Below are 25,020 nucleotides of genomic sequence, written 5' to 3'. Positions count from 1 at the left end.
TCCGGTGGGGAGGAAGATCGCGCACGGCCTCCACCGGCACGGTCCAGCGGTCCAGCACGCTCAGGCGGGGGAAACCATGCGGATCAGCGTCTTCGGGCTCGGCTACGTGGGGTGCGTCTCGGCGGCATGCCTGGCCTCGATGGGCCACGAGGTCGTGGGCGTGGACGTCAACCCCGCCAAGATCGAGCTGGTCAACGGCGGCCGGGCGCCGATCGTCGAGGAGCGCGTCGGCGAGCTGGTCGAGCGGGCGGTGCGGGAGGGCAGGCTGCGCGCCACCGCGGACGCCGCCGCGGCGGTCGAGGCCGCCGACCTGTCGCTGGTCTGCGTCGGCACCCCGTCCGCGCCGAACGGCAGCCTGTCGACCACCTACCTGGAACGGGTCGCCGAGCAGATCGGCCGCGCGCTGCGTCCCGGCCACGTCGTGGTCTTCCGCAGCACCATGCTGCCGGGCACCTGCGCCGAGCTGCTGATCCCGATCCTGGAGCTGGCCTCGGGGCTGCGCGCGGGCGCGGACTTCGGGGTGGTGGTCAACCCGGAGTTCCTGCGCGAGGGGACGAGCGTGCGCGACTTCTTCGCGCCGCCGAAGACCGTGATCGGCGAGTCGGACCCGGCCAGCGGCGACGTGGTGGCGGGGCTGTACGGGGGGTTGCCTGGCGAGGTGTTCCGGGTGCCGATCCCGGTGGCCGAGATGACGAAATATGCAGACAACGCCTTCCACGCCGTCAAGATCGGCTTCGCCAACGAGCTGGGCGCGGTCTGCCAGGCGCTCGGCGTCGACTCGTACCAGGTCATGGACGTGTTCCTGGCCGACAGGAAGCTCAACATCAGCCCCGCCTACCTGCGGCCCGGGTTCGCGTTCGGCGGCTCCTGCCTGCCCAAGGACCTGCGCGGCCTGGTGTACGCGGCGCGCAAGGCGGACGTGTCGGTGCCGCTGCTGTCGCACGTGCTGCCGGCCAACGAGGCGCACCTGCGGCGGGCCTTCGACCTCGTCACCGCGCGCGGGCTGCGCAAGGTCGGGCTGTTCGGGCTGTCGTTCAAGCCGGGCACCGACGACCTGCGCGAGAGCCCGCTCGTGGAACTGGCCGAGCGGCTCCTCGGCAAGGGGTACGACCTGCGCATCCACGACGCCAACGTGTCGCTGTCGCGGCTGATGGGGGCCAACCGGGCCTACATCGCCGAGCGGCTGCCGCACCTGGGCGACCTGCTCGCCGACTCGGTGGCCGAGGTGCTGGACCACGCCGAGGTGTGCGTGATCGGCACCACCGACGCGGCGGTGCTGGACGAGCTGGACCGGCTGGACGGCAAGGTCATCGTCGATCTCGTGCGCGTGCCGGGCGCCGCGGCGCGCCGTGACAGAAGGGACTACGTGGGCATTGGCTGGTAGAGCGCTCATCCTCGTCGAGAACCTCTCCGTCCCGCTCGACCGGCGCGTCTGGCAGGAGAGCGTCGCGCTGCGCGAGGCGGGCTGGGAGGTGCACGTCATCTGCCCGATGGGCGCCAAGCAGGACCGCGAGGCCGAGGCGGTGATCGACGGCGTGCGCATCCACCGCTACCCGCTCCGCGCCGCCACCGGCGGGCCGGTCGGCTACGTGCGCGAGTACGGGTCGGCGCTCTGGCACACCTTCCGCATCGCCCGCGGGCTCGGCCGCTTCGACGTGGTGCACGGATGCAACCCGCCCGACCTGTTCTTCCTGGTGGCGCTGGCCATGCGGGGCGGGGGCACCCGGTTCGTGTTCGACCAGCACGACCTGGTGCCCGAGCTGTACCTGTCGCGCTTCGGCCGGGGGCGCGACCTGCTCTACCGGGCCGTGTGCCTGCTGGAGCGGCGCACGTACCGGGCCGCGCACGTGGTGATCGCCACCAACGAGAGCTACCGGCAGGTCGCGCTGTCGCGCGGCGGCAAACTGCCCGGGGAGGTGTTCGTGGTGCGCAGCGCGCCGGCCGTGGAGCGCTTCCACCAGGTGCCGCCCGAGCCCGCGCTGCGCCGGGGCAAGCCGCACCTGCTCTGCTACCTGGGCGTGATGGGGCCGCAGGACGGCGTCGACTACGCGCTGCGCAGCCTGGCGCGGCTGCGCGACGAGCACGGGCGGACCGACTGGCACGCGGTGTTCGTCGGCGGCGGCGACACCTTCGACGCGATGGTGGCGCTCTCCCGGGAGCTGGGGCTGGACGAGGTCGTCGAGTTCACCGGGCGGATCCCGGACGAGGACCTGATGCGCTACCTGTCGACCGCCGACGTGTGCCTGTCGCCCGACCCGTGCAACCCGCTCAACGACGTGTCGACGATGAACAAGGTCATGGAGTACATGGCGATGGCCCGGCCGATCGTCTCCTTCGAGCTGCGCGAGGCGCGGGTGTCGGCGGGCGAGGCGGCCCTGTACGCGCCGGCCGACGACGAGTCGGAGTTCGCCAAGCTCATCGCGCGCCTGCTGGACGACCCGGAGGAGCGGCGGCGGATGGGCGAGATCGGCAGGTGCCGGGTGACGGGGCCGCTGTCCTGGGAGCACTCGAAACGAGCCCTGCTCACGGCGTACGAAGCCGCCACGGGCATCCGGTGATGCCTGCCGTGTCAAGCGGGGCGGGTGCTCGGGTCCGTACCCCAGCGGGCCCGGCCGCCCCGCACCAGCGTGAGGACGCGGTCGGCGGCGAGGACCGCCAGGTAGCAGGCGGCGTCCAGGACGCTCACCTCGCGGGCGGCGAGGAGGTCGCGCAGCGCCCCGGCCCGCAGCGAGCGGGCCGGCCTGCCGAGCCGGGCGAGCTGCCGGTTCCCCCGCCGCACCCGCACCCGGCGGGCCAGATGCGCGCGGACCGTGCGGGCCGGCCGCACCACCGACCTGGCCTCGGCCACCACCACCCGCTCCCCGGCGGCGAAGCACCCGTCCACGTACCCGTCGTCGGAGATCACGTCAGGCAGCGGGAACACGCGCCGGTGCCCCTCCTCGGTCAGCACGTACGCGCCGACCCCGGCCAGCGCCCGGGACGGCGCGATCAGCCGGTCGTGCACCTGGTGCACCCGCCGGACGACCGGCCCCGTCCCCGCCAGGTCCCACTCCGGCAGCGGCGCGCAGGCCAGCACCCCCCGACGTGCCGCCGCCCGCGCCAGCGCGCGCACCGACGCCGCGTCCAGCCGCACGTCCGCGTCCAGGTAGACGCGCGGGAAGGCACGGCAGGCGGCGTCGCCCAGACGCAGCGCCTCCGCCTTGCCCGGCCGCGAGGTCTCCAGCACCCGCACCCCCGGCCGGGCCGCGGCCCGCGCCGTGCCGTCCGCGCAGGCGTTCGCCACCACGATCACGTCGAACTCGCCGGGCTCGGCCCCGGCCAGCAACGCGTCCAGGTTCGTCCCGATCACGCCTGCCTCGTTGTGGGCCGGGATCACCACACTGACCGTCGGCTTCATCACACCGCCTTTCGGAAGGAGACAGCTTGAGAGTGGAATCGGGCGAGATCGACGGGGTTCTGTTGTTCAGGCCGGCGCCGCACCGGGACCGGCGCGGCCTGTTCACCCGGACGTTCGACGCCGCCGTGGCCGCCGAGGCGGGGCTGCGGCCGGAGGCGTTCATCCAGGACAGCCAGTCGCGCTCGGTCCGCGGCACGGTGCGGGGCCTGCACGGGCGCGGCGGGCGGGGTGAGGCCAAGCTGGTGCGCTGCGCCCGCGGCGCGGTCCACGACGTGCTGGTGGACGCCCGGCCGGGCTCGCCGACGTTCGGGGGGCTGATGGAGGTGCGGCTGGACGACGAGGACTTCACCGTCCTGTACGTGCCGCCCGGCCTGCTGCACGGCTTCCAGGCGCTGACGGAGCCCGCCGACACCTGCTACCGGATCGACCGCGAGCACGACCCGGCGGAGGATCTCGCGGTCCGCTACGACGATCCGGATCTGAAGGTAGCGTGGCCCCTGCCGGTGACCGAGGTGAGCGAGCGCGACCTGCGCGCGGGCTCCTGGGCCGAGCTGACCCGCCGGCTCGGCGGCTGAGAGGTGGCGTCGATGCCCGTACGCGCCAGACCCCACCACCCGCCGGCCGGATGGGTGATCATGGCCGTCGTGGTGCTGGCGGCGTGTCAGGCCGCGCCGCCCAGGCCGACGGCGGCGCCGCCCGCGCCGACCCCGTCGGCCTCGATCGTCAGGCCCGGCGGCTCCTGCCCCGACCATCCCACCCCGGCCTGTACGGGCGCGCCGAGAGGCGTCCGGCTGACCGAGGTCCCGCTCAACACCGAAGGCGTCGCGTACAAGGTCCAGACCGCCGGGGCCGTGCTCGACGGCGTGCGCGTCCGCGGACCGCTGCTCGTCCACGCCGACGACGTCACGATCAGGAACAGCGTCGTCGACGGGCACATCACCAACGCCGACGGCGACAGGTCGTTCCGGTTCACGATCACGGACACCACCGTCGGCACCACCACGACCTGCGGCCCGCTGCCCGCGATCGGCCACGACAAGTACACCGCCACCCGCGTGCTGGTCCAGGGCCACAGCGACGGCTTCCGCGTCTCCGGCGACGCCGTCGAGATCCGCGACTCGTACGTCAAACTCTGCTCGAACCCCGGCGACCACTCCGACGGCATCCAGGCGTACAAGGGCGGCAAGGGCCTGACCTTCCACCACAACACGGTCGACCAGCGCGAGGCCGAGCACATCACCGCGCCGATCTTCCTGGTGGACGAGGAGTCCGAGGACGTCGTGGTCACCAACAACCTCGTGATGGGCGGCACGTTCAGCATCCAGGTGCGCAACGCGCGCGGCAAGCAGGTCGTGCGCGGCAACAAGCTCGTCGACAAGTCGTGGGTGTACGGCCCGGTCGACTCCGAGTGCGGCCGTGCCGACTGGGCCGGGAACGAACTGGTGACCATCGACGCGAGCTATCGGGTCACCTCGATCGTCGGACCGCTGGCCTGCGAGGGCGCGAGCTGATCGGCGCGCACCGCGCGCAGCAGCGCGCCCGCCGCGCCGACCAGGAGGAACGAGATCCCCGTCACGGTGTGGAACGACAGCAGGTCGAACGTGAACGACCCGGCCAGCGGCACCACCAGGCAGGCGGCGACGGTGAGCCCGAGGTCGCGGGTGACGGGGTCGGCGCTGAGGAAGCGCGACCGCAGCGCCGCGTAGCCCGCGACCAGGAACAGCCCGGCGAACGCCGCCGTGCCGATCAGCCCGGTCTCCACCATGGACAGGATGTACTGGTTGTCGAAGATCTGGTGCTTGGGCGCGTACCAGGTGCCGAGCCCGCGGCCGAGCCAGAAGTGGCGGCTGATCTGCTGCGCGGCGACCGCGTAGTCGTGGGTGCGGTACTGGATGCTCTCGTCGTTGCCGAGATTGGTGAACAGGCCGACGAACGTGCCCAGCAGCCCCGGCACGGCGATGCGGACCGCCACCAGGAACGCGGCCGCCGCCAGCAGCGCCTGGAGCCGCCGCCTGACCGGCCAGCCCGCGAACAGCACCACGCCCACCACGGCCAGGCTCAGCATCGCCGAGCGGGACACCGAGAACATCAGCCCGCACCCGATCAGCAGCGCGCACGCCCACCAGCGCAGCGACGGCTCCCGGAGCGCCCGCGCCCGCACGCCGTAGTGCACGGCCAGCGGCAGCAGCATCGCGCAGGTGACGCCGAACTCGATCGGATGCCCGGTGGTGGCGGCCACCCTGCGCAGGTCGGCCCGCTCCAGCACGAACGCGTCGCCCTCGGTCGTGTAGCGCAGGATCGGCAGCTCCATGAACCGGGTGAGGTCGATCGAGAACAGGAACTGGAGCGCGCCGATCACCGCGATCACCGCGCCGGCCACGACGAGCGTCTTCAGCACGAAGTCCAGCCGCCGCAGCCCGCGCACCCCGTCGCAGACGGTCAACGCCAGCCCGACGATCGCCACCACGAGCACGAACGAATGGTCGGCCAGGTTGAGCTCGTCCGACTCCATCGGGCCGTACGTGGCGAAGCCGTACGTGGCGAGCATGGCGGTGAAATACGCGAACAGCGCGGTACGTACGGGGTTGCGCCCCTTGGCCGCCCCCAGCGCGAGCGTCAGCTGCGCGCACAGCCACAGCAGCGCGGCGACCAGGCTGACCACGTTCGCGGGCGTGAGCGACAGCGGCAGGTACTTCAGCACCAGCCGCGCGGGCACCACGAGCAGCACAAAGGCGAACACCGCCGCCACCGTCGCCCCATCCGCCCGGGGCGGTGGCTCCGTCACGGTCCTGCCTTCTCGGCGGTGACCAGTTCCCTCTCCTCGGGCTGGGGGCCGGGACGGCGGCGGCGGAGCGGGGCCGCGAGGCTCTCCGCCGCGAAGGCCGCCGTCAGGGCGGCGATCACGCCGAGGCCGAGGGCCGTCGCCGCCGAGCGGAGCTTCCTGCCCTGTTGCGGCGCGGGCGTGGTCGGCGGCACCGCCTCGCTGATCGTGATGTACGTCTCCGGCGGCGCGTGCACCTGCCGCTGCCGCACGTCGAGTTCCTGCCTGACCCGCTCGATCACCTGCCGGACGATGGCCGCGGACGCCTCCGGCGTGCGGCTCTCCCCCTCGACGAACACCAGCGGCCCGGTCGCCAGCGACTCCAGGTTGTTGGTGCCGTTGGTGACCGCGTACTCGGTGTCGCCTTCTGCGGTGCCCATGTCGGCCACCATGTCCGGCGTGCTCATGACGCTGATCAGCATGGAGGCGGCCACGTCCAGCCCGTGGTCGAAGTTCAGCAGCGGGTTGACCTCCGGCACGGGCTGGTCGGGGTCGGGCGGCAGGATCCCGCCGCTGGTCGGCGCGGTCAGCACGAGCACGGCGGTGGTGGTGTAGGTGACCGGGATCGTGCTGTACGCGTAGAAGGCGCCGCCGAGGGCCAGCAGAAAGGCCGGCAGGGCCACGTACCAGCGTCTGATCAGGACGAGGATGGTCCCCCAGAAGTCCACACGCCCTCCCGTACGAGTGCCGCCCCATGGATGTCGGGCGCACAGGGGTGGAGCGTTACACGAGCATCTGTCCTGTTACCGGGTGTTATGCCCTGACTCATCGCACCCGCCTGCGTGCGGTGGGTCCTCCAGCAGCCGATTGTGAGTTCGTCCACGACCATTCCTGGCTCTGGCAGCTTGACCGCTCACGTCTCGACCTATGTTCGGGCCCTCGGTCGATGACATAACAAGCGCCTGACCACCGGAAACAGTCAGGCGCTCGCGAATGCGATATGAAAGCGGCCCATATCCCTCAAAGGGGATGACGGAAGTCTCGCTGTCGTCAGACTATGCGTCGAACTCGCCGAGCTTGACACCGCTGAGGAAGGCTCGCCACTCGCGCGGAGTGAAGACGAGCGCGGGGCCGTTCGGGTTCTTGCTGTCACGCACGGCGATGATTCCGGGGATATTGCTGGCGATCTCGACGCAGTTTCCGCCGTTGTCGCCGCTGTGGGAACTCTTCCTCCATGCCGCCCGCTGGAGGTCCGCATGGATCAGGTCTTGAGCTTCCATTGGTCTCGGGCTTCCTCGATCATCTCTAGAGACTGTCCGGGACGGTAAGCCTCTGCTCGTAGTTTGTCATATCTATCCCAGATCAGCGCAACGAAGTCGTGTTCAGCTGATACCTCGCCTCTACCTGCGGAGTCCACCGATACAGCCGTGGGGCTGTCCGGTAGCTCAGCGATGATGAAGCTGGACAGCAGGCCGGTAGTACACGGAGTGTCGAAGGGGACGACTTGCACCGTGATGTAGGGGCGGTCGGCAACGGCAAGGAGATGCTCCAGTTGCGCGGCCATGACGAGCGGACCCCCGACAGGGCGACGAAGCACCAACTCATCAACGAGGACCCACAGTGTGGGCGGTGCTTCGGTGTCGAGGATGAGCTGGCGGTGCATGCGAGCGCTGACGCCATCCTCAACGCTTCGGTCTGAGATCCCCGCGAGACCGCCCCGAAAGACTGCCCTGGCGTAGTCCTCGGACTGGAGCAGGCCAGGGATCAGGAGGGGATCCCAGCTTCTGAGAACACGGGCCGAGGGCTCGATCTCGTCCGTCCATCGGAGGTACCAGCCTGGACCGGACGGAGATGTGATGCTGCGGCACAGGCGGGCGAAGCGGTCGCCTGTCCTGAACACCTGGTCACAGCCCGCGGCGAAATCCGGTTTCGGCTTGCGATCCCCTTTTTCGATATGTGCGACGAGGGATGACGAGCAGTCCAAGCGCTTGCCAAGAGCTGACTGTGTCAGTTCGTGCTCGCGACGTGTGCGGGCTAGCTCTCTGCCGAAGCGTTGAACTGGTGTTAGACGCGGATCAAGGTCGTTGCCCATGACCATCCCCTCACCTGTCTCCCCGGCATCTTGACGGGTGCTGACAGATGTTGACGACGAGCCCCATTTGAAGGAGGTTTTTGGGACTCGATTGTGCACTGATTTCTTCTACAAGATAAGTCTTCACCTGGGCAGACTGAAAGTCAAAGGCTTCCGCCCGATCTCTAACCATGACAGGAAATGGACAGGACAACGCTGCAGACGGAAACTTGATGACATGACTAGAGCGGGAGCAAATCGACATTCCATAGAAAAGGATCAAAATGTACGGAAAAGCTTCCTTGTTCGGCGAGACCGTGCCGGGAGCCGCGCAATCGGCGAAGGCCGCTGCGGTGGCGGAGCGTTCAAGCTCTGCCGGGCGGAGCATGGTCTGGCGGCTTCGGGATGACGCCCGTGCGGTCGGTGATGCCCGTGACCTCGTCCGGCGCGCGCTCCTGCTGGTCGGTCTGGGGCGGGATCTGGTTGACGACGCCGTGCTGATGGTCAGCGAGCTGGTCACGAACGCGGTTCTGTACGGCGACGCGCCGTACGAGCTGGTGGTACGGGTCGATCCGGTCGAAGTGGTGTGCATGGTGGTCGATGCCGGAGCCGTCCTCCCGGTGCGCCGGGGTGCGGATGCCCAAGCCGAGCACGGGCGGGGGCTGCTGATCGTGGCAGAGCTGTCGGCCGGGCTGTACGGCTGCGATCCGCAGGGGTTCGCCACGTGCCCTGGGCTGGCGGGCAAGGCGACCTGGTTCGCGCTGCCTCGTACGGCCGGCCGGCGATGAGCGGGGCATCCACCCTGTTGGAGGAATATCACGGCCTGCACGTGGCTCCTGTCTAGGAGGAACATGAACGGATCGCCTGGGCGAGCCCCGCTGCCCGTGACCGCTGACCCCATCACCTGTGTCCCGCTCGCCGACGACTGCGGTGACCTGCTGGATGCACACTTGGCCACGACGAAGCTCCACGCGCGAAGATCTGCAGGAAGACCCTTGCTAGCTGGAGCTTCGTCTCATTCTGGGAGCAACACGCGGTATGTGATCACATCGCGACCTGTCCGCCCCGCCCCACCATCTTCACGTTACCGATCTTGGGACAGCCGTTCTGCAGGAACCGAGTATTGACGCCCTTCACGCTGACGAATCGAAGTTAAAAGTCGCATGCCGAAGGTTCGCCGCGGTTGCGGGAGAACCGTAGGGTGGAGTCGTGTCAGTGGATCTTACTGTGTCGCTCCCCCGGCCAATAACGTTGGCTACGGTGCTGCAGATCGCGACTCGAACCATGAAGTCTCTCCTAGAAATGAGCGTTGTGCCCGCCATGGCCATTGTAGTGGACCGGGAATATCAGCAGGGAATTCCCCGCTCGATGGGTAGAGCTCTGAATGATAACGAGCTGCACGCGCTAATAATCGGCGAGAGCATTCCCCGCGAGCCTACGGACGACCTCGGCGGCTCACTATTCTTCGAAGTGGAAATAGCCGGCCATCGGGATCAAGCATGGTTGCACATATTCGACAACCCATGGTTCCTAGAGTTCGATGACGAGGGAGCGCTGCCGGCAATCGAAGCCATCGTAAGTCCTACCAGGACCGTAGTCGGAGTCGTGGTATCGCTCTCCGTGGCCTTGGGGGTGGCGATCGCGAGCGCGGGTAGAGTGGTCCAGGATGAGATCAAGTTGATGCCATCTGATTTCGATGATTTCGAGTCGTTCATTGCCGAGTATGGACTAAAAGGGGGCGGAGGGAATTTCGTCGATCGGTGCGAGCGTTTCCTGCGGCAGTTTCCCCAGCTCAACGGCTGGCCCCGGGTCGTTTCGATGGACTGATCATCTGCAGGAGTTCCAATGTCCGGGGCGTCCTGACTCGATACCCCGCCTGGGGATGTGGCCGAGCGGACCATTCTTCATGAAGTCGAGCAGCCCGTCCCGCGCCAATGTCGTTCAGATAGATCATTTGGGCCTGTTGGCGCAGAGCGGGGGTAGATGCGGTGGCGGTGTTCGGGGTTGCGGTTGCGGGGCCGGCCGACCTGGTGGACGGTTCTGGTCCAGAGGTCGTTTCGGGGTTCAGGGGGAAAAGGCCGCTCGGCCGGGATCGACTGTCCGTTGACGATTTGTACGACCCGGACACCGACATCACCCCGCACATCCCTGACGGTCACGATCACGGGGTTCCCTGCGGGAGTAGCCGGGTGGGATGAGTGCGCGGCCTACGCTGTCGTGCCGCCCTTGTCCTCACCCAGAGCACAACTGGCTACCGGAAACTCGCTGGGATCACCTCACTGTGGTGGCGTCGGCCAACGCCGTCCCTGTAACGCCCCACAAACCCCCGCGATATGGATAAGAGGGGCGTTTCACGGGGGGCTGGAGAGGTCTTCATGAGCGAGTTGGCCGTCGTCACGCCCACCTACCGGCCCGACGCCGACCTCTTCGCTCACCTGCACCGCTCGGTCCTGGAGCACACCTCCGGCGGCACCGTCCACCACGTGGTCGTGCCCGCCTCGGACCGCGCCCTGTTCGCCGGGTACGCGGGGCCGCGCTGCCGGGTGTGGACGTACCCGGAGATACTCCCCCGCCGCATCACCCACCTGCCCGGCACCGCGCTCTGGATCGACCCGGCGCGGCCGTGGCCGCCGCTGCGCGGCTGGGTCGTCCAGCAGGCGGCGAAGATCGCCGTGACGGCACGGCTGGACGCGCGGGTGGTGCTGGTCGCCGACTCCGACGTGGTCCTGGTCCGCGACGCCGGGGCCGAGCACTTCGTCCGCGACGGCCAGACCGTCCTGTACCGGGCCGACGGCGCCGTGCACGACGGCATGCCCGAGCACGTCACCTGGCACCGCGCCGCCCGTGACCTGCTCGGTCTGCCCGGCACCGCCACCCCGCCGCTGCCCGACTACGTCAGCTCGCTGGCCTGCTGGGACCCGGCCGTGGTGCGCGCCATGATCGCGCGGATCGAGGAGACCACCGGCCGCGACTGGCTGGGCGCCTTCACCGCCCACCTGCGGGTGTCGGAGTTCATCGTGTACGGGGTCTTCGTCGACGAGGTGCTGAAGACGCCGCCGCCGGGCGACACCGCGATCTGCCACAGCCGGTGGGACCGCACCCCGCTCGACCACGCCGGCGCAGTGGCCTTCGCCGAACGGCTGGGACCCCGGGCGATCGGCATGATGATCTCCGCCAAGTCGCGGACCCCCGTGGCGGCGCGTCTGGCCGCCATCCAGCGCTGCGCCCAGGTCACCGGACTCGATGGGAGCCCCCCTTGAGCAAGCTGGCGGTCATCACGCCGTCCTACGCCCAAGACGCCGAACTGTTCGCCCTCCTGCACCGGTCGGTGCTGGAGCACACCTCCGAGGACACCATCCACCACGTGTTCGTGCCGCCCGGCGACAAGGAGCTGTTCGCCCCGTACCAGGGGCCGCGCTGCCACGTGTGGGTCCGCTCCGAACTGCTGCCCCGCCGCTACCTGCGGGTGCCCGGCACGGACGTGTACGTCAACTCCCGCCGCCCGTGGCCGCCTCTGCGCGGCTGGGTGATGCAGCAGACCGTCAAGATCGCCGCCGCCGGGCTGATCGACGCCGACGCCATGCTCATCGTCGACTCCGACGCGGTGCTGGTACGGCCGACCGACGCGACGTCGTTCACCCGGGACGGCCGGCTGTGCCTGTACCGCCTCGAAGACGGCGTCACCGCCTCGATGGAGCGGCACGTGCTCTGGCACCACGTCGCGCGTGAGCTGCTCGGGCTGCCGCCACCGCCGCCGCCTCCGCTGCCCGACTACGTGACCGCGCTGACGTTCTGGGACCCGCAGATCGTGCGCGCCATGCAGCGGCGCATCACCGAGGTGACGGGACGGGACTGGCTGGACGCCTTCAACTCCCGGCTGCACATCTCCGAGTTCATCCTGTACGGGGTCTTCGTGGACGAGGTGCTGAAGGCGGCGCCGCCGGTGAACACGACGATCTGCCATCTGAGCTACCACCACGAGCCGTGGGACGAGGCGACGGCGGTGGCCTTCGCCGACCGGCTGGGGCCGGACGCGGTGGGGATGATGCTCTCCGCCAAGTCGAACACGCCCATGGAGTCCAGGCTGGCGGCGATCCGGCGGTGCGCTCAGGTGGTGGAGTCGGGCTGACCTTCGCGGGTCACCACCTCGATCGGCCCGGTGTCCCCGCCGACGACCCGGAACTGCTGGGTGTCGCCGACGTCCTGGTCTCCTCCGGCCTCCAGCTCCGCCACCGTCAGGGGGAAGGCCGGGAGGGTGGTCCGTTCAGGGGGCGTTCCGTTGCGGCGCGGCGGCGCTTCGGCCCCCGCCCCGATTCCGTCGCCGGCGGAGTCACCGCTTCCGGGGGCCGCGGAACCCTCAGGAGAGGCGACGCCTACCGCCGCGAGCGTGCCCGCGGAGCCCTCTGGGGCCTGCAGGCGGAGGCGGGAGGGGACGCCGAGCCGGGTGAGCGCGAAGGCCAGGGCCAGGCCGAGGGTGACGCCGGCGAAGGCGCCGCCGGCGGCGGCCATCAGGCGGTCCTGGACGATGGGCTTGGGCACGGAGGCGGGCATGACGTCGAGGATGCCGATGTGCGTGCTGATCGGCGCGTCCAGGGCGACCTGCCGCTCGGCCAGCTCCAGCTTGACCCGCTGCTGCGCCTTGGCCATGACCTCCCTGACCACCCGGGGCGAGGTGCTCTCCACCTCGACGTACACGAACGGCCCGTTGGTGCTGATGCCCAGCAGGTCGGGGTTGGTGCGCCCGTCGTTGATCGTGAGGGAGGTCGGCCCGCCCTCGGCGACCCCGAGTGAGGCCGCGACCTCGGGCGTGTTCGTGGCCAGGATGAGGATGCCGGCGGTGGTCCGGAGCGCGTCGTTGAACTGCAGCAGCGGGTTGGTCAGCCCCGGCTTGGACTCGGGCAGGGTCTCCAGCGTGCCGCCGCTGGCGGGCACGGTGAGCACCATGGACGCGGTCGACACGTACCGGTTCGGGACCAGGAGCCAGCCGGCCAGGGCCAGCAGGACGGCCGCCACCACGACCGGGGGCCCGACGGACTTCCTCAGGGCCAGGCCGACAACGGTCTTCCAAAAGCCCACTACATCCGCCCCCGTCGCATATAACGGTACAAAGAGGAAATCGCACGGTTCATTCGGCGTGTTACACCAGGCGGGCGAGGGAGAGCAGCTTGCGGCCCCGGTGCGTCACCGTCCGCCGCTGCCGTCGCGCGTACATCCTGAGCACCTCCACGCGCGCCCGCCGCCGCTGGTCCTCGGTGAGGCCCGCCCGGCCCAGCCAGGACAGCAGCTCCCGGCACTGCAGCGTGTTGGCCAGGTGCGACTGCCAGGCGGGCACGCCGAGCCGCCTGGCCACGCCCGAGATGCGCTCCACCCGCCAGTTGCGGTGCGCCAGCACCTCCGGCACGTGCGCCCACGGCCCGGCCAGCGCCAGCTTGGCGGCGAACACCTCGTCCTCGCGCAGCATGTTGCGGCGCGGGATGCCGGTGGCCACCGAGCGGCGCAGCATCCCGTACAGCGGGTCGATCAGTAGGTGGCTCTCGTTCAGCAACCTGAGCAGCTCGGCGAAGCGGGCCACCGGGTCGCCGGAGGACAGCGCGGTGCCGTCGTAGGCGGCGGTGCGCGGCACGCCGTCCGGGCCGGTGTAGGCGACCTGGGTGGTGACCAGCACGATCCGCTCGTCCGCGGCGAACGCGGCCAGCCCCCGGGAGACGCAGGGCGGGTCGAGCCGGTCGTCGTCGCCGATCCAGCGCACGTACGCGCCGCGCGAGACGTGGGCGGCGTGCACGAAGTTGTTGAGCAGGCCGACGTTCTCCGGATGCCGGTGGTAGACGATCCGGGAGTCGGAGGCGGCCAGGTCACGGCAGAGCTCCTCGGTGCCGTCGGTGGAGGCGTTGTCGGAGATGACCAGCTCCAGGTTCTGGTGGTCCTGGGCGAGCACCGACCCGATCACCCCCTCCAGCCGATCGGCGCCGTTGCGCACCGGCAGCGCGATCGAGACCAGATCAGCGGCCGACATGGGCCCTCCCTCCGCGTACGAGATGCAGGAGCGCGGCGCGCGGCACCGCGACGAGCACGAACAGCAGCAGACCGGCCCCGCCGGCGACGCACAGCTCCAGGAACGCCCCGTCGACCACGGTGGCGAGCCCGGCCATGGCCACCCCGGCGAGAACGGCGCCGAGCAACGGCCTGGCCAGCCCGGCGGCGAACAGCCCCACGGGCACCCCGGCCCGGCGCAGCGCGAACGCCAGCAGCGGCAGCGCCAGCACCACCGCGACCACCGCGTGCGCCGTCGCGGCCCCCTGGATCCCGCCCGTACGAGCGCCGACGAGCAGGGCGGGCACCAGCGCGAGCGCCCAGCACACGTTCACCCACAGGGTCGCCCTGGTGATGCCGAGCCCGGCCAGGATGTCGGTGATCAGCAGGCTGAGCATCCGCACGGCCATCACGATCGCCAGGAACCGCAGCACCTGGGCCGAGGGCAGCCAGCGCGGCTCGTACAGGAACTCCACCAGCGCGGGCGCGAGCACGCACATGACCGCCGCGATCGGCAGCACGAGGCAGCCCAGCAGCGGGACCGCCCGCCGCACCCCCTCCTGGATCGCGGCCGGCCCTTCCTCGGCCAGCCGCGAGAAGCTGGGCAGCGCCACGTACCGCAGGGCGGTGCCGATGATCCCCGGCACCCAGGCCGCGATGTTGTAGGCGAGCAGGTAGAAGCCGAGCTGGGCGGTGCCGAGCGTGTCCCCGACGATCACCACGTCGACGTTGAGCAGCAGCCCCTCGATGCCGAGCCCGACGCAGAGCGGCAGCCCGAAGCGGAGCAGCCGGGCGGCCAGCACCCGGTCGAAGCCGAACGCGATCCGCACCCGGGCGAGCACCAGCACCAGCACGCCGGTGAGCGCGGCCCCGCTGAGCTGCCCCCAGGCGAAGCTGTAGGCCCCGGCGCCGTCCGCGGCCAGGGTGATGGAGACGGCCGCGTTGGCGCCGAACCCGGCCAGGTTGGCCCAGGCCAGCTTGTCCTGCTCGAAGCGGCGCATCAGGGCGGCGCTGCGCACCGCCGTCAGCCCGTAGACGACGTTGGTGGCCATGAGGATGCGGATCACCCAGGTGGCGTCCTCGTTGCCGGCGAAGCTCGCGTAGAAGGGCGCGATCACCCAGAACAGCCCGTACAGGGTGAGGCTGGAGGCGATGGCGACGACGGTCGCGGTCGGCGCGATCTCCTCCAGCCTGCCGCGCCACTGCACGGTGGCGGCGATGACCCCGGCGTCGTTGACGTGGATGACGAACTGGCTGGCCGCCAGCGCGATGGCGAACACGCCGAAGTCGTCGTTCGTCAGCAGCCGGGCCAGGACCAGGCTCATCGCGAACGAGCCGGCCTTCATGACCACGTTGCCGAGCAGGCTCCAGCGCAGGCCGCGGCCCGCTTTGCGCCCGACCTCGCCGACGTCGCTCACGTACCGTCCTCGACCCTCTCCAGCCAGATCTCCCGCCAGAAGGGGACGAACTCGCGCGGGCAGTTCGCGTTGTAGACCCCTTCGCACACGAGGTCGTCGAGGATGATGCAGGGGCTCTTCATGTGCAGCATCCGCCCGGTCTTCTCGTCCAGGCAGCGTTCCACCCTGGCGCGCACGCGGGCGGTGCGGCCGCAGTGGCGGGCCATCTCCTCCTCGAAGCCGAGCCCGCGGTTGAGCAGGTCGTCGTTGAGCGTGGCCAGGATGTCGTCCTTGGGCCTGATCCTGACCAGCTCGCCCGGCTGGAGGTCGAGCTTGCCGGTGGGCGTGGTCCGGCCGGCCCGCCCCTCGACGAACCCCCAGCGCAGCCCGCGCCTGATCCACAGCCGGCGCGGCAGGACCTTCTTGCTCGCCTCCTGGAACCGGTTGAACAGCCCGACCAGGAACGCCCGCGCCACCGCGGGCATCCCGGCGTTCCCGCTGCGCACGTCGGTGACGTACTGGCCGAGGTCGCGGAACGGCAGGCAGGTGGGTGCGGCCCTGAGCAGCTCGGTGGCCTGACAGGAGTACGCGTCCGCGCCCTTGCGGGTGTTGACCTGGAGCAGCGGCAGCAGCCGCGGCGACGGCGCGGCAGGCCCGGGAGCGTCGCCCGGCTCGACCTTCCTGAGCCAGGCCTCCTTCCAGTAGAGGGAGCAGGCGGTCTGGCAGCCGCCGTGCGCGTCCCCGTCGCAGCGGGCGCCGGTGAGGTGGACGGCGCGCTCCATCCGGCGCATGCCGCTGCGGCTGATCGTGTCGCAGAGCTTGTGCGCCACCTTGTGCACGGTCAGCCGCTGCCCGCAGTAGCGCGTCATCTCCGGCATGAACGGCAGGCTCTCCAGCTCGCCCCGCTCGTCCAGCGTGGCGAGGATCTCCTCCTCGCCGCGGACCTCCACCAGGTCCCCCACACGCAGCTCCATCAGTCCTCCCGTTCGAGCAGCCCGGCGCCTTCGAGCGCGGCCGCGGCGTCGGCGACCGCGTCGAAGGGCAGGCCTGACCGGTCCGCGACGTCCAGCAGGCTGGGGCCGCCGTCGGACTGGTTCAGCACCCATAACATCGCCAGCTGCGCCTCTCGCGTGTCACTGCGCCCGCCGAGAGATCCGTACAGGCCGCGCCTGCCGAGCTGCGGCTCGCCGTACGGGCTGAGGTTGCGGTAGCGGCCGTCGCGTTCCAGCACGCGCACCGCCTGCCACAGGGTCTCCAGCGTCCCGGTCATGGCCTCGGCGGTGACGAAGCCGGGGTGGTCGCCGGAGGTGTGGTACTCGGGGTAGCCCGCGTACGGGGTCCTGGTGAGGCCGCCGACGGGCAGGTCGAAGCCGGGCGAGCAGTACTGTCGCTCGTCGTACCCGTACGGGGAGAAGTCCAGGACCGTGTGCGGCCGGCCGGCGAGCACGTGGGCCATCACCCGGTCGATGCCGGCGTCGCCGCGCCTGCTGCGCTTGTAGGTGAGCGGGCCGGGGTCGCCGGCGCAGGCGAGCGTCAGCCCGGCCCTGATCCGGCCGAGCCGGTCGCGGTTGCGGGCCAGCCAGGTGATCGCGCCGATCGTGCCGGGCGCGAACACGAACCGGTACGTCAGCCGCGGCGACTCCAGCCGGGCGGCGAGCGCGACCGCCACCGCGATCCCGGCCAGGTTGTCGTTGGCCAGCGACGGGTGGCACACGTGGCAGGAGATCAGCACCTCGTCCTCGCTCGTGCCGCGCACGACGTGCTCGCCGTAGGTGAGGTGCCCGTCGGCCAGCGTCGAGTCGACCATCACCTCGTACGGCCCCTCGCCGAGCCCGTCGAGCGTCTTCTGGCTGAGGCAGAACCCCCACGTCTCGCTGTAGTAGCTGGTCCGGTACGGCACCAGCTCCGGCTGGTCGGGCAGCGTGTGCAGCCGCGGCCGCAGCTCCTCCAGCGTGTACGTGCCGCGCACGGGGACGCTGTAGCCCACCACGTGCAGGTTGAGCCGGCGGAAGTCGATCACCCTGGCCCCGGAGGGGTCCTTGACGTACGCGTCGCGGATGTTCCACTCCTTGGGCACGGTCCAGTCCAGCACCGGCGTCCCGGTGGGCACCTCGCGCACGTCGAGCGGCAGGTGCTCGCCGACGATCTCCAGCGTGCGCCGCACGCCGTCGCCGGTGATGGAGCGGCAGATCGGGTAGAGCCGCTCCACCAGCGCGTGCATCTCCTCACCGGTCACGCGCGCAGCTCCGGGGTGACGGTGCCGGCCGCGCGGCGGTCGGCGAGCCTGGCCAGCCGGGTGAAGCGCCGCTCGAACCCGTCCGCCGTCAGCCCGTGCTCCCGGTAGGCGTCGGCCAGCTCGACCGCCCCCGCCTTGACCGTCCACCGGGCGTGGAAGCCGGGCAGCGCGGCCCTGATGCGGGAGAAGTCCACCCGGTACGAGCGCGGGTCCGCCCCGCTCTCCCCGGTGATGAGCAGCTCGGCCCCGGGCACCGCCTCCACCACGTGCCCGGCGATCTCGGCCACGGTGAGGTTGTTCTGCTCCCAGCCGACGTTGAACGCCCGGTCGTGCACGGCGTCGCGCGGCGCGGCCAGCGCGGCGGCGAACGCCTCGGCGATGTCGGCCGCGTGCGCCAGCGGCCGCCACGGCGTGCCGTCCGACAGCACCCGTACGGTGCCGGTCAGGTGGGCGTGCGCGACCAGGTTGTTCAGCACGATGTCGGCCCGCAGCCGGGGCGAGAACCCGAACGCGGTGGCGTTGCGCAGGTAGACCGGCGAGAAGTCGCCGTCGGCCAGCTCCGCCAGGTCGTCCTCCACCCGGACCTTGGACTCGGCGTACGGGGTCACCGGCCGCAGCGGCGCGTCCTCGTCCAGCAGCTCGTCCCCGCCCGAGGCCCCGTACACCGAGCAGGTGGAGGCGTACAGGAAGCGGCGCACGCCGGCGTCCCGCGCCAGCCTGGCCAGCCGGACGGAGGCCGCGTGGTTGATCGCGTAGGTCAGCTCGGGGGCGAGCGCGCCCAGCGGGTCGTTCGACAGCGCGGCCAGGTGGACCACGGCGTCGAAGCCGTCGAGCAGCCCGGCGGTCACGTCGCGCACGTCCACCGGGTGACCGGGCGGATCGGCGGGCGGCGGCCCGAGCACGCAGTCGGCGAACAGCCCGGAGTCGAGCCCGGTGACCTCGTGCCCGGCCCCGGCCAGCACGGGCGCCATGACGGTGCCCAGATATCCCTGGTGCCCGGTGAGCAGAACGCGCATGCGGATCAGCCTCCAGCGAGGTCGAGAGTGAGTTTGCGCAGGTAGAAGGCCTCCGCGTAGCGTGCCTGGCACTCGATGCCGCGGATCCTGGCCAGCCCGAGGAACGCCTCCCTGTCGAACCAGGAGCGGCGGCGCTGCGACGGGTAGTGCTCCCACAGCAGCGCGGCCTTGGCCTCGGCGACCGCCGGGACGAGCGGCTGGTAGGCGTTGGGGCGGCCGAGGTCGCCGTCCCACTTGGCGATCTCGTACCCGAGGACCAGGTGGTCGCGGAAGGCGGTGGGGACCAGCTCCGCCAGCCCGCGGTGGTCCTGGTGGGCGTCGCCGGGGTGCGGCGCCAGGATCAGGTCGGGCGAGATCGCCGCGCGCAGGTCCTCCACGGCCCGCTTGGCCTCGTCCCAGTGCGCTGGCAGCCGGCCGTCGGGCATCTTGCCGACCGTCACGCGCAGGTCCGCGCCGGGGCAGAGCGAGGCGAGGGCCTCGCGTTCCTCGTCCTCGCGTTCGGTGCCGCCGCCCGACAGCACCAGCGCCTCCACCCGCAGCCCCGGATGGGCGGCGCAGAGCGTCAGCAGCGTGCCGCCGGCGCCGATCGCGAGGTCGTCGCAGTGCGCGCCGACGGCGGCGATCCCGCGCAGCGCGCCGGGCAGCAGGCCGATCATGCCGCCGGCTCCCAGACGGCCCACGGCCGGTCGCCGCGGGCGTAGGCGCGGTCCAGCTCGACGCGCTGGTTGACGGTGTCGGTGGGCCGCCAGTAGCCGCGGTACGGGTAGGCGAGCAGCCGGCCCCGCTTGGCCAGCTCCCGGCAGCCGTCGACGAGCAGGTCACCGCCTTCGGGGATGTGGTCGAAGATCTCCTGGCGGAGTACGAAGTAGCCGCCGTTCACCCATAAGGGCATCTCGGTGACGGCGGTGATCTGCCCGACCAGGCCGCCTTCCGCGAGCTCGACGCAGTGGAAGGTGCCGGGCGGCGGCACCACCATGAGCGAGGCGCCCGCGTCCGAGCGGGCGAACCGGTCGATCATCTCGGGCAGCGGCGCGTCGCTCAGCACGTCGGCGTAGTTGGCCAGGAACATCGCGTCCCCGCCCAGATGGTCGCGGACCCGCCGCAGCCGCTCGCCGATGGACGACTCGATGCCGGTGTGCACGAACGAGATCGTCCAGTCGGAGATGTCGTTGGCCAGCAGCTCGACCTGGCCGTGCCGGAGCACGAAGTCGTTGGACGCGGTCTCCTCGTACCGGAGGAAGAAGTCCTTGATCTGGTGGGCCCCGTAGCCGAGGCAGAGCACGAACTCCTTGTGCCCCCAGTGCGCGTAGTAGCGCATCACGTGCCAGATCAGCGGTCTCGGGCCGACGAGCTGCATGGGCTTGGGCACGTCCCCGGGAGCGCCGGAGCGCATCCGCGTGCCGTACCCGCCGCAGAAGAGGACGACCTTCACACGACCTCCAACTCGGGGATGGGGAAGACCAGCCGGCCACCCCAGTCGTGGACGTAGGACAGCTGGCCGACCAGCTCGTCCCGCAGGTTCCACGGCAGGACGAGCACGTAGTCGGGCCGGTCGGCGGCGATCCTGCCGGGCTCGAAGATCGGGATGCGCGCGCCGGGGGTGAACCTGCCGTGCTTGTACGGGTTGCGATCCACCGTGTAGGCGAGCAGGTCGGGCCGGACGCCGCAGTGGTTGAGCAGCGTGTTGCCCTTGCCTGGCGCCCCGTAGCCGGCCACGGTCTTCCCGGCCTCGGCCGCGCCGACGAGGAAGCCCAGCAGGTCGCGCCGGACCTTGGCGACCCGGGCCGCGAAGCCGAGATAGCCGGACAGGTCGTGCAGCCCCGCCGCCTTCTCCTGGGCGAGGACGTCGCGCACCCGCTCACCCGGGGTGCCGGACAGCCGCGCCCACAGCCGGATCGAGCCGCCGTGTGTGGGCAGCGACTCGACGTCCACCAGCGTCAGCCCGCCGCTCGCCAGCGCCCGCTGGGCCGAGTCGACCGTGTAGTACTGGAAGTGCTCGTGGTAGATCGTGTCGTACTGGTTGCGCTCGATCAGCGTGAGCAGGTGCTGCACCTCGATCGACACCCACCCGTCGTCGGCGACCAGCGTGCGCAGCCCCTCGGTGAACCCGACCACGTCCGGGACGTGCGCGTACACGTTGTTCGCCACCACGTGGTCGGCCTTGCCGTGCTCGCGCACGAGCGCCCGCGCGGTCTCCGGGGTGAGGAACGCGGTCACCGTCGGCACGCCGGCCCGGCGGGCGGCCTCGCCCACGTTCACCGACGGCTCGACGCCCAGGCAGCGCACGCCCCGCTCGGCGACGTGCCGCAGCAGGTAGCCGTCGTTGCTGGCCACCTCCACCACGAACGCGTCCGGCCGCAGCCGCAGCCCGGCCACGAACGCCCGCGCGTGCTCCACCCACGACGTCGAGTAGGAGGAGAAGTACGCGTAGTCGGTGAACGTGTCCTCCGGCGTGATCAGCGGCGGGAGCTGCGCCAGCCGGCAGGCGGCGCACACCCGCAGGTGCAGCGGGTAGGTGACCTCGGGCTCGTCGAGCTGCGCGGCGGTGAGGAACCGCTCGCACGGCGGGGTCGCCCCCAGGTCCAGCACCGAGACCAGATCGTCCGCGCCGCAGAGCCGGCAGGTCGTCATGCCATCGCTCCCGATCTGCCTAAAGCCGCGTAGAACTCCCGGCACACCTCGTACGAGGGCAGCAGCCCGGCGGCCAGCGCCTCCGCAAGCGAGGGCGCGGCCTCGTCCTTCGGCGACAGCACCGGCTCCACGCCTTCTGGCCAGGCGATGCCGAGCTCCGGGTCGAGCGGGTGCACCCCGTGCTCACGGGCCGGCGTGTACGGGGCGGTGCACAGGTAGATGACCGTCGCCTGGTCCGAGAGCGTGACGAACCCGTGGCCCAGCCCTTCGGCGATCAGCGTCGCCGCGCGCTCCTCGTCGTCCAGCAGGACCGTCTCCCACCGGCCGAACGTGGGCGAGCCCGCACGCAGGTCCACCACCACGTCCAGGACGGCGCCGGACACGCACGTCACGTACTTGGCCTGGCCCGGCGGTACCTCGGCGAAGTGGATCCCGCGCAGCACCCCCCGCTTGGAGATGGAGCAGTTGACCTGGGCGAGGTCGAACGGCCGCGGCAGCAGGTCCGCGCGGAACGCCTCCAGCACCGCGCCGCGGGCGTCACCGTGCACCACCGGGGTGTGGCGCCAGGCGCCGTCGATGCCGAGCGGTTCCATGATCGGGTGTGTCACGCGACGTCGCACCGGGGTTCCCTCCTGTCGAGCACCGGCCAGGCGGCGTGCAGCGCGTCGCGCCAGTGACGGATCGGCTCGCTTCTCGTGGTGGCCAGCAGGCTGTTGGCGGGTCGCCGGGCCGGGCGGGGGAACGCCGTGGCGGGCACCGGCCGCACCCGGTCCGGGTCGGCGCCCAGCAGCGCGAACACCTCCCTGGCCAGGCCGTACCAGGTGGTCTCGCCCGCGCTGACGCCGTGGTAGACGCCCGGCGGCAGGTCCGACTGGGCCAGCCGGACCAGGTGGTCGGCCAGGTCCGCCGACCAGGTGGGCTGGCCGCGCTGGTCGTCCACCACGTCCACGGTCGGCCGGGTGGCCGCGAGCTCCATCATGGTGCGGACGAAGTTGGTCCCGCCCGAGCCGTAGAGCCAGGCCGTGCGGACCACGTACTGGCCGTGCTCCAGCGCCGCCCGCTCGCCCGCCAGCTTGGTGCGGCCGTAGGCGTTGACCGGGCAGGGCTCGGCGTCCTCCGGGTACGGTCCGGCGGCCGTGCCGTCGAAGACGTAGTCCGTCGACACGTGCACCAGCCGCGTCCCGGCCCGCTCGCAGACCTCGGCCAGCGTGCGCACCGCCGTGCCGTTGATCTCCAGGGCCTCGGGCTCGCGGGTCTCCGCCAGGTCGACCGCCGTCCACCCGGCGCAGTTGATCACCGCTCTGGGCCGGTAGGCGCCCACGACGTCGCGCACCGCGCCCGCGTCGCGCAGGTCCAGCTCGGCGCGGCCGAGCGCGAGCACCGGCTCCCCCGTCACGGCGATCCGGTGCGCCACGTCGGCGGCCAGCATGCCGTCGGCGCCGGTGACCAGCCACCTCATGAGCCGGCCCACCAGTCACGGTTGTCCGCGTACCAGCGGACGGTCTCCTTCAGGCCCCGCTCGAAGGGGACGCGCGGCCGGTAGCCGAGAGCGCGCAGCTTCCCGTCGTCCAGCGAGTAGCGCCGGTCGTGGCCCTTGCGGTCCTCGACGTGTTCCACCATGTCCCATCCCTTGCCGCACGCCTCCAGGAGGCGGCCGGTCAGCTCCCTGTTGGACAGTTCGGCGGTGCCGGCGACGTGGTAGACCTCGCCGGGCTCGCCCACCTCGGCCACCAGGCGGATGCCCGCGCAGTGGTCCTCGACGTGGATCCAGTCGCGCACGTTCCCGCCGTCGCCGTAGAGCGGCACCTTCCTGCCGCGCAGCAGGTTCGTCACGAACAGTGGGATGAGTTTCTCCGGGTACTGGCGCGGGCCGTAGGTGTTGCCGGAGCGGGTGATGGACACGTTCAGCCCGTAGGTGATCGCGTACGAGCGGGCGATCAGGTCGCCGCCCGCCTTCGAGGCCGCGTACGGCGAGCGTGGCCGCAGCGGCGCGTCCTCCGTCCACGACCCCTCGTCGATCGACCCGTACACCTCGTCGGTGGACACCTGGACCACCCGCGGCACCCCGGCGTCCAGGCACGCCTGCAGCAGCGTCTGCGTGCCCAGCACGTTCGTGCGGACGAACTCGGCCGCCGCGTCGATCGACCGGTCGACGTGCGACTCGGCGGCGAAGTTGACCACCAGGTCGTGGCCCGGCACCACCTCGGCCAGCAGGCGCGCGTCGCAGACGTCGCCGCGCACGAACGTGTGCGCGGCGCCGTCCAGGTTGCGGCGGTCGCCGGCGTAGGTGAGCCTGTCCAGCACGGTCACGTCCGCGCCGTCCCCTGAGTGGCCGGCGAGTGAGTGGCCGGCGAGTGAGTGGACGAAGTGCGAGCCGATGAACCCCGCGCCGCCCGTCACCAGGATCCTCTTCATGAGCTGATCTGTACCTTGCTGTGATCGCCCAGCACGAGCCGGTGCGCTCTGGGCGTGTCGGGCGCCCGGGTGACCTCGGCGTCGTGACCGATGAGCGACTGCTCGATCCGGCCCACCCCGTCGATCGACGCCCTGGGCATCAGAATCGAGTACTCCACCTCGCTGCGCGTCACCGCGCAGCCCGCCCCGATCGAGGTGTACGGGCCCACGTACGAGTCGCGGACGACCGCGCCCGCCCCGACGATCACCGGGCCGACCAGCCGCGAGCGCTCCACCACCGCGCCCGCCTCGACCCGCACCCGTCCGATCAGCTCGCTGGCCCCGTCCACCCGGCCGCGGCTGTCCGCGTCGAGTCCTTCCAGCACCAGCCGGTTCACCTCCAGCATGTCGGCGACGTTCCCGGTGTCCTTCCAGTAGCCGCTGATCATCGAGGATTCCACCCGCAGCCCGGCCTCCAGCAGCCACTGGATGGCGTCGGTGATCTCCAGCTCGCCCCGCCACGACGGCTTCAGCTCGGCCACAGCCTCGTGCACGGCCGGGCTGAACAGGTAGACGCCCACCAGCGCGAGGTCGCTCTTGGGCGAGGCGGGCTTCTCCTCCAGGCCGACGACCCGGCCGTGCGCGTCCAGCTCCGCCACCCCGAACTGCCCCGGATCGCCGACGCGGGTGAGCATGATCTGCGCCGCCGGCCGTGCACCGGCGAAGCGGTCCACCAGGCCGGTGATGCCGCCCACGACGAAGTTGTCGCCGAGGTACATGACGAAGTCGTCGTCGCCCAGGTAGTCGCGGGCGATCAGCACGCCGTGCGCCAGCCCGAGCGGCGCCTCCTGGTGCAGGTAGGTGACCTCCAGCCCGAAGGCGGAGCCGTCGCCGACGGCGGCCTCGATCTCCGCCCGGGTGTCGCCGACGACCAGCCCGGTCTCGCGGATCCCGGCGGCGGCGATCGCCTCCAGGCCGTAGAACAGCACCGGCTTGTTGGCGACCGGCACGAGCTGCTTGGCCGAGGTGTGCGTGATGGGCCGTAACCGTGTGCCCGACCCCCCGGCGAGCACGAGCGCTTTCACCG

Annotated in this window: 26 protein-coding genes; 8 read left to right on the top strand and 18 right to left on the bottom strand. The window is 71.1% G+C overall.

The window, feature by feature from the left end; translation table 11 throughout:
- Window positions 1–76 precede the first annotated feature (76 nt).
- Both ACQEUU_RS05625 and ACQEUU_RS05620 read left to right on the top strand, forming a co-directional pair.
- Window positions 77–1,384 carry a nucleotide sugar dehydrogenase gene (locus ACQEUU_RS05625; RefSeq protein WP_433061200.1) on the top strand — a complete coding sequence of 436 codons (1,308 nt, stop codon included), beginning with the start codon at window positions 77–79 and terminating at the stop codon, window positions 1,382–1,384.
- The gene (locus tag ACQEUU_RS05620; protein WP_433061198.1) at window positions 1,374–2,558 is read left to right on the top strand and encodes a glycosyltransferase family 4 protein; all 1,185 of its coding nucleotides are present in this window, start codon (window positions 1,374–1,376) and stop codon (window positions 2,556–2,558) included. The genes ACQEUU_RS05625 and ACQEUU_RS05620 overlap by 11 nt, the downstream gene beginning before the upstream one ends.
- Before the next feature lie 11 nt (window positions 2,559–2,569).
- Here ACQEUU_RS05620 and ACQEUU_RS05615 read toward each other — a convergent pair whose 3' ends face one another.
- Window positions 2,570–3,397: a glycosyltransferase gene (locus ACQEUU_RS05615; RefSeq protein ID WP_433061195.1), complete on the bottom strand. Its 828-nt coding sequence runs from the start codon at window positions 3,395–3,397 to the stop codon at window positions 2,570–2,572.
- Between the two features lie 32 nt (window positions 3,398–3,429).
- On the opposite strand from ACQEUU_RS05615, the gene ACQEUU_RS05610 reads away from it, so the two are divergent.
- Window positions 3,430–3,972, top strand: a complete 543-nt coding sequence (locus tag ACQEUU_RS05610; protein ID WP_433071745.1) for a dTDP-4-dehydrorhamnose 3,5-epimerase family protein — start codon at window positions 3,430–3,432, stop codon at window positions 3,970–3,972.
- Between the two features lie 12 nt (window positions 3,973–3,984).
- Window positions 3,985–4,908, top strand: coding sequence for a hypothetical protein (locus ACQEUU_RS05605; RefSeq protein WP_433061193.1), 924 nt, complete (start codon window positions 3,985–3,987; stop codon window positions 4,906–4,908).
- Here ACQEUU_RS05605 and ACQEUU_RS05600 read toward each other — a convergent pair.
- The 4 genes from ACQEUU_RS05600 to ACQEUU_RS05585 form a co-directional block, all read right to left on the bottom strand.
- The gene (locus tag ACQEUU_RS05600; RefSeq protein ID WP_433061190.1) at window positions 4,857–6,182 is read right to left on the bottom strand and encodes an O-antigen ligase family protein; all 1,326 of its coding nucleotides are present in this window, start codon (window positions 6,180–6,182) and stop codon (window positions 4,857–4,859) included. The two genes, ACQEUU_RS05605 and ACQEUU_RS05600, sit on opposite strands and share 52 nt — an antisense overlap.
- The gene (locus tag ACQEUU_RS05595; RefSeq protein WP_433061188.1) at window positions 6,179–6,886 is read right to left on the bottom strand and encodes a hypothetical protein; all 708 of its coding nucleotides are present in this window, start codon (window positions 6,884–6,886) and stop codon (window positions 6,179–6,181) included. Before ACQEUU_RS05595 ends, ACQEUU_RS05600 begins: the two co-directional genes overlap by 4 nt.
- Window positions 6,887–7,213: 327 nt before the next feature.
- Window positions 7,214–7,438, bottom strand: a complete 225-nt coding sequence (locus ACQEUU_RS05590) for a DUF397 domain-containing protein (protein WP_433061186.1) — start codon at window positions 7,436–7,438, stop codon at window positions 7,214–7,216.
- A complete protein-coding gene (locus tag ACQEUU_RS05585) occupies window positions 7,420–8,250 on the bottom strand; it encodes a helix-turn-helix domain-containing protein (protein WP_433061183.1) in 831 nt (276 codons plus the stop codon). Before ACQEUU_RS05585 ends, ACQEUU_RS05590 begins: the two co-directional genes overlap by 19 nt.
- A 281-nt stretch (window positions 8,251–8,531) precedes the next feature.
- Between ACQEUU_RS05585 and ACQEUU_RS05580 the strand changes: the two genes are divergently transcribed.
- The 4 genes from ACQEUU_RS05580 to ACQEUU_RS05565 all read left to right on the top strand — a co-directional run bounded on the left by ACQEUU_RS05580 (window position 8,532) and on the right by ACQEUU_RS05565 (window position 12,358).
- Window positions 8,532–9,017, top strand: coding sequence for an ATP-binding protein (locus ACQEUU_RS05580; protein ID WP_433061180.1), 486 nt, complete (start codon window positions 8,532–8,534; stop codon window positions 9,015–9,017).
- Window positions 9,018–9,489: 472 nt separating this feature from the next.
- Window positions 9,490–10,056 carry a hypothetical protein gene (locus ACQEUU_RS05575; protein ID WP_433061177.1) on the top strand — a complete coding sequence of 189 codons (567 nt, stop codon included), beginning with the start codon at window positions 9,490–9,492 and terminating at the stop codon, window positions 10,054–10,056.
- Window positions 10,057–10,604: 548 nt separating this feature from the next.
- Window positions 10,605–11,489 carry a DUF6492 family protein gene (locus ACQEUU_RS05570; protein ID WP_433061174.1) on the top strand — a complete coding sequence of 295 codons (885 nt, stop codon included), beginning with the start codon at window positions 10,605–10,607 and terminating at the stop codon, window positions 11,487–11,489.
- Window positions 11,486–12,358 (top strand): DUF6492 family protein, encoded by an 873-nt coding sequence (locus ACQEUU_RS05565; protein ID WP_433061171.1) that lies wholly within the window; start codon window positions 11,486–11,488, stop codon window positions 12,356–12,358. Before ACQEUU_RS05570 ends, ACQEUU_RS05565 begins: the two co-directional genes overlap by 4 nt.
- On the opposite strand, the gene ACQEUU_RS05560 is transcribed toward ACQEUU_RS05565, so the two are convergent.
- The 13 genes from ACQEUU_RS05560 to ACQEUU_RS05500 form a co-directional block, all read right to left on the bottom strand.
- A complete protein-coding gene (locus ACQEUU_RS05560) occupies window positions 12,337–13,305 on the bottom strand; it encodes a hypothetical protein (RefSeq protein WP_433061169.1) in 969 nt (322 codons plus the stop codon). The genes ACQEUU_RS05565 and ACQEUU_RS05560 overlap by 22 nt on opposite strands.
- A gap of 61 nt (window positions 13,306–13,366) precedes the next feature.
- Window positions 13,367–14,242, bottom strand: coding sequence for a glycosyltransferase family 2 protein (locus tag ACQEUU_RS05555; protein ID WP_433061166.1), 876 nt, complete (start codon window positions 14,240–14,242; stop codon window positions 13,367–13,369).
- Window positions 14,229–15,677 (bottom strand): oligosaccharide flippase family protein, encoded by a 1,449-nt coding sequence (locus ACQEUU_RS05550; protein ID WP_433061163.1) that lies wholly within the window; start codon window positions 15,675–15,677, stop codon window positions 14,229–14,231. The genes ACQEUU_RS05555 and ACQEUU_RS05550 overlap by 14 nt, the downstream gene beginning before the upstream one ends.
- Window positions 15,674–16,630 (bottom strand): hypothetical protein, encoded by a 957-nt coding sequence (locus ACQEUU_RS05545; RefSeq protein ID WP_433061160.1) that lies wholly within the window; start codon window positions 16,628–16,630, stop codon window positions 15,674–15,676. Before ACQEUU_RS05545 ends, ACQEUU_RS05550 begins: the two co-directional genes overlap by 4 nt.
- Window positions 16,630–17,892, bottom strand: a complete 1,263-nt coding sequence (locus tag ACQEUU_RS05540) for a DUF4910 domain-containing protein (RefSeq protein ID WP_433061158.1) — start codon at window positions 17,890–17,892, stop codon at window positions 16,630–16,632. The genes ACQEUU_RS05545 and ACQEUU_RS05540 overlap by 1 nt, the downstream gene beginning before the upstream one ends.
- Window positions 17,889–18,908, bottom strand: a complete 1,020-nt coding sequence (locus ACQEUU_RS05535) for an NAD-dependent epimerase/dehydratase family protein (RefSeq protein ID WP_433061156.1) — start codon at window positions 18,906–18,908, stop codon at window positions 17,889–17,891. The genes ACQEUU_RS05540 and ACQEUU_RS05535 overlap by 4 nt, the downstream gene beginning before the upstream one ends.
- Window positions 18,909–18,913: 5 nt before the next feature.
- Window positions 18,914–19,564, bottom strand: a complete 651-nt coding sequence (locus ACQEUU_RS05530; RefSeq protein ID WP_433061153.1) for a PIG-L deacetylase family protein — start codon at window positions 19,562–19,564, stop codon at window positions 18,914–18,916.
- Window positions 19,561–20,340 carry a glucose-1-phosphate cytidylyltransferase gene (locus ACQEUU_RS05525; RefSeq protein ID WP_433061151.1) on the bottom strand — a complete coding sequence of 260 codons (780 nt, stop codon included), beginning with the start codon at window positions 20,338–20,340 and terminating at the stop codon, window positions 19,561–19,563. Before ACQEUU_RS05525 ends, ACQEUU_RS05530 begins: the two co-directional genes overlap by 4 nt.
- The gene (locus ACQEUU_RS05520) at window positions 20,337–21,539 is read right to left on the bottom strand and encodes a class I SAM-dependent methyltransferase (protein ID WP_433061148.1); all 1,203 of its coding nucleotides are present in this window, start codon (window positions 21,537–21,539) and stop codon (window positions 20,337–20,339) included. Before ACQEUU_RS05520 ends, ACQEUU_RS05525 begins: the two co-directional genes overlap by 4 nt.
- Window positions 21,536–22,159, bottom strand: a complete 624-nt coding sequence (locus tag ACQEUU_RS05515; RefSeq protein WP_433061145.1) for a dTDP-4-dehydrorhamnose 3,5-epimerase family protein — start codon at window positions 22,157–22,159, stop codon at window positions 21,536–21,538. The genes ACQEUU_RS05520 and ACQEUU_RS05515 overlap by 4 nt, the downstream gene beginning before the upstream one ends.
- The gene (gene rfbD / locus ACQEUU_RS05510) at window positions 22,144–22,998 is read right to left on the bottom strand and encodes a dTDP-4-dehydrorhamnose reductase (protein WP_433061142.1); all 855 of its coding nucleotides are present in this window, start codon (window positions 22,996–22,998) and stop codon (window positions 22,144–22,146) included. Before rfbD ends, ACQEUU_RS05515 begins: the two co-directional genes overlap by 16 nt.
- Window positions 22,995–23,954 carry a dTDP-glucose 4,6-dehydratase gene (gene rfbB, locus ACQEUU_RS05505; protein ID WP_433061141.1) on the bottom strand — a complete coding sequence of 320 codons (960 nt, stop codon included), beginning with the start codon at window positions 23,952–23,954 and terminating at the stop codon, window positions 22,995–22,997. Before rfbB ends, rfbD begins: the two co-directional genes overlap by 4 nt.
- The gene (locus tag ACQEUU_RS05500; RefSeq protein ID WP_433061138.1) at window positions 23,951–25,018 is read right to left on the bottom strand and encodes a glucose-1-phosphate thymidylyltransferase; all 1,068 of its coding nucleotides are present in this window, start codon (window positions 25,016–25,018) and stop codon (window positions 23,951–23,953) included. Before ACQEUU_RS05500 ends, rfbB begins: the two co-directional genes overlap by 4 nt.
- Window positions 25,019–25,020 lie beyond the last annotated feature (2 nt).

The organism is Nonomuraea sp. CA-218870, from assembly GCF_050936535.1.
Lineage (GTDB): Bacteria > Actinomycetota > Actinomycetes > Streptosporangiales > Streptosporangiaceae > Nonomuraea > Nonomuraea corallina.
The sequence above is the reverse complement of the archived record's forward strand: the minus strand, read 5'-3'. Positions and strand labels throughout refer to the sequence as shown.

What these genes read in the sequence shown, in the direction of transcription:
- ACQEUU_RS05625 (WP_433061200.1), top strand. Translation starts at nt 77, where the DNA reads ATGCGGATCAGCGTCTTCGGGCTCGGCTACGTGGGGTGCGTCTCGGCG.
- ACQEUU_RS05615 (WP_433061195.1), bottom strand. Translation starts at nt 3,397, where the DNA reads ATGAAGCCGACGGTCAGTGTGGTGATCCCGGCCCACAACGAGGCAGGC.
- ACQEUU_RS05605 (WP_433061193.1), top strand. Translation starts at nt 3,985, where the DNA reads ATGCCCGTACGCGCCAGACCCCACCACCCGCCGGCCGGATGGGTGATC.
- ACQEUU_RS05590 (WP_433061186.1), bottom strand. Translation starts at nt 7,438, where the DNA reads ATGGAAGCTCAAGACCTGATCCATGCGGACCTCCAGCGGGCGGCATGG.
- ACQEUU_RS05585 (WP_433061183.1), bottom strand. Translation starts at nt 8,250, where the DNA reads ATGGGCAACGACCTTGATCCGCGTCTAACACCAGTTCAACGCTTCGGC.
- ACQEUU_RS05570 (WP_433061174.1), top strand. Translation starts at nt 10,605, where the DNA reads ATGAGCGAGTTGGCCGTCGTCACGCCCACCTACCGGCCCGACGCCGAC.
- ACQEUU_RS05555 (WP_433061166.1), bottom strand. Translation starts at nt 14,242, where the DNA reads ATGTCGGCCGCTGATCTGGTCTCGATCGCGCTGCCGGTGCGCAACGGC.
- ACQEUU_RS05545 (WP_433061160.1), bottom strand. Translation starts at nt 16,630, where the DNA reads ATGGAGCTGCGTGTGGGGGACCTGGTGGAGGTCCGCGGCGAGGAGGAG.
- ACQEUU_RS05535 (WP_433061156.1), bottom strand. Translation starts at nt 18,908, where the DNA reads ATGCGCGTTCTGCTCACCGGGCACCAGGGATATCTGGGCACCGTCATG.
- ACQEUU_RS05530 (WP_433061153.1), bottom strand. Translation starts at nt 19,564, where the DNA reads ATGATCGGCCTGCTGCCCGGCGCGCTGCGCGGGATCGCCGCCGTCGGC.
- ACQEUU_RS05520 (WP_433061148.1), bottom strand. Translation starts at nt 21,539, where the DNA reads ATGACGACCTGCCGGCTCTGCGGCGCGGACGATCTGGTCTCGGTGCTG.
- rfbD (WP_433061142.1), bottom strand. Translation starts at nt 22,998, where the DNA reads ATGAGGTGGCTGGTCACCGGCGCCGACGGCATGCTGGCCGCCGACGTG.
- rfbB (WP_433061141.1), bottom strand. Translation starts at nt 23,954, where the DNA reads ATGAAGAGGATCCTGGTGACGGGCGGCGCGGGGTTCATCGGCTCGCAC.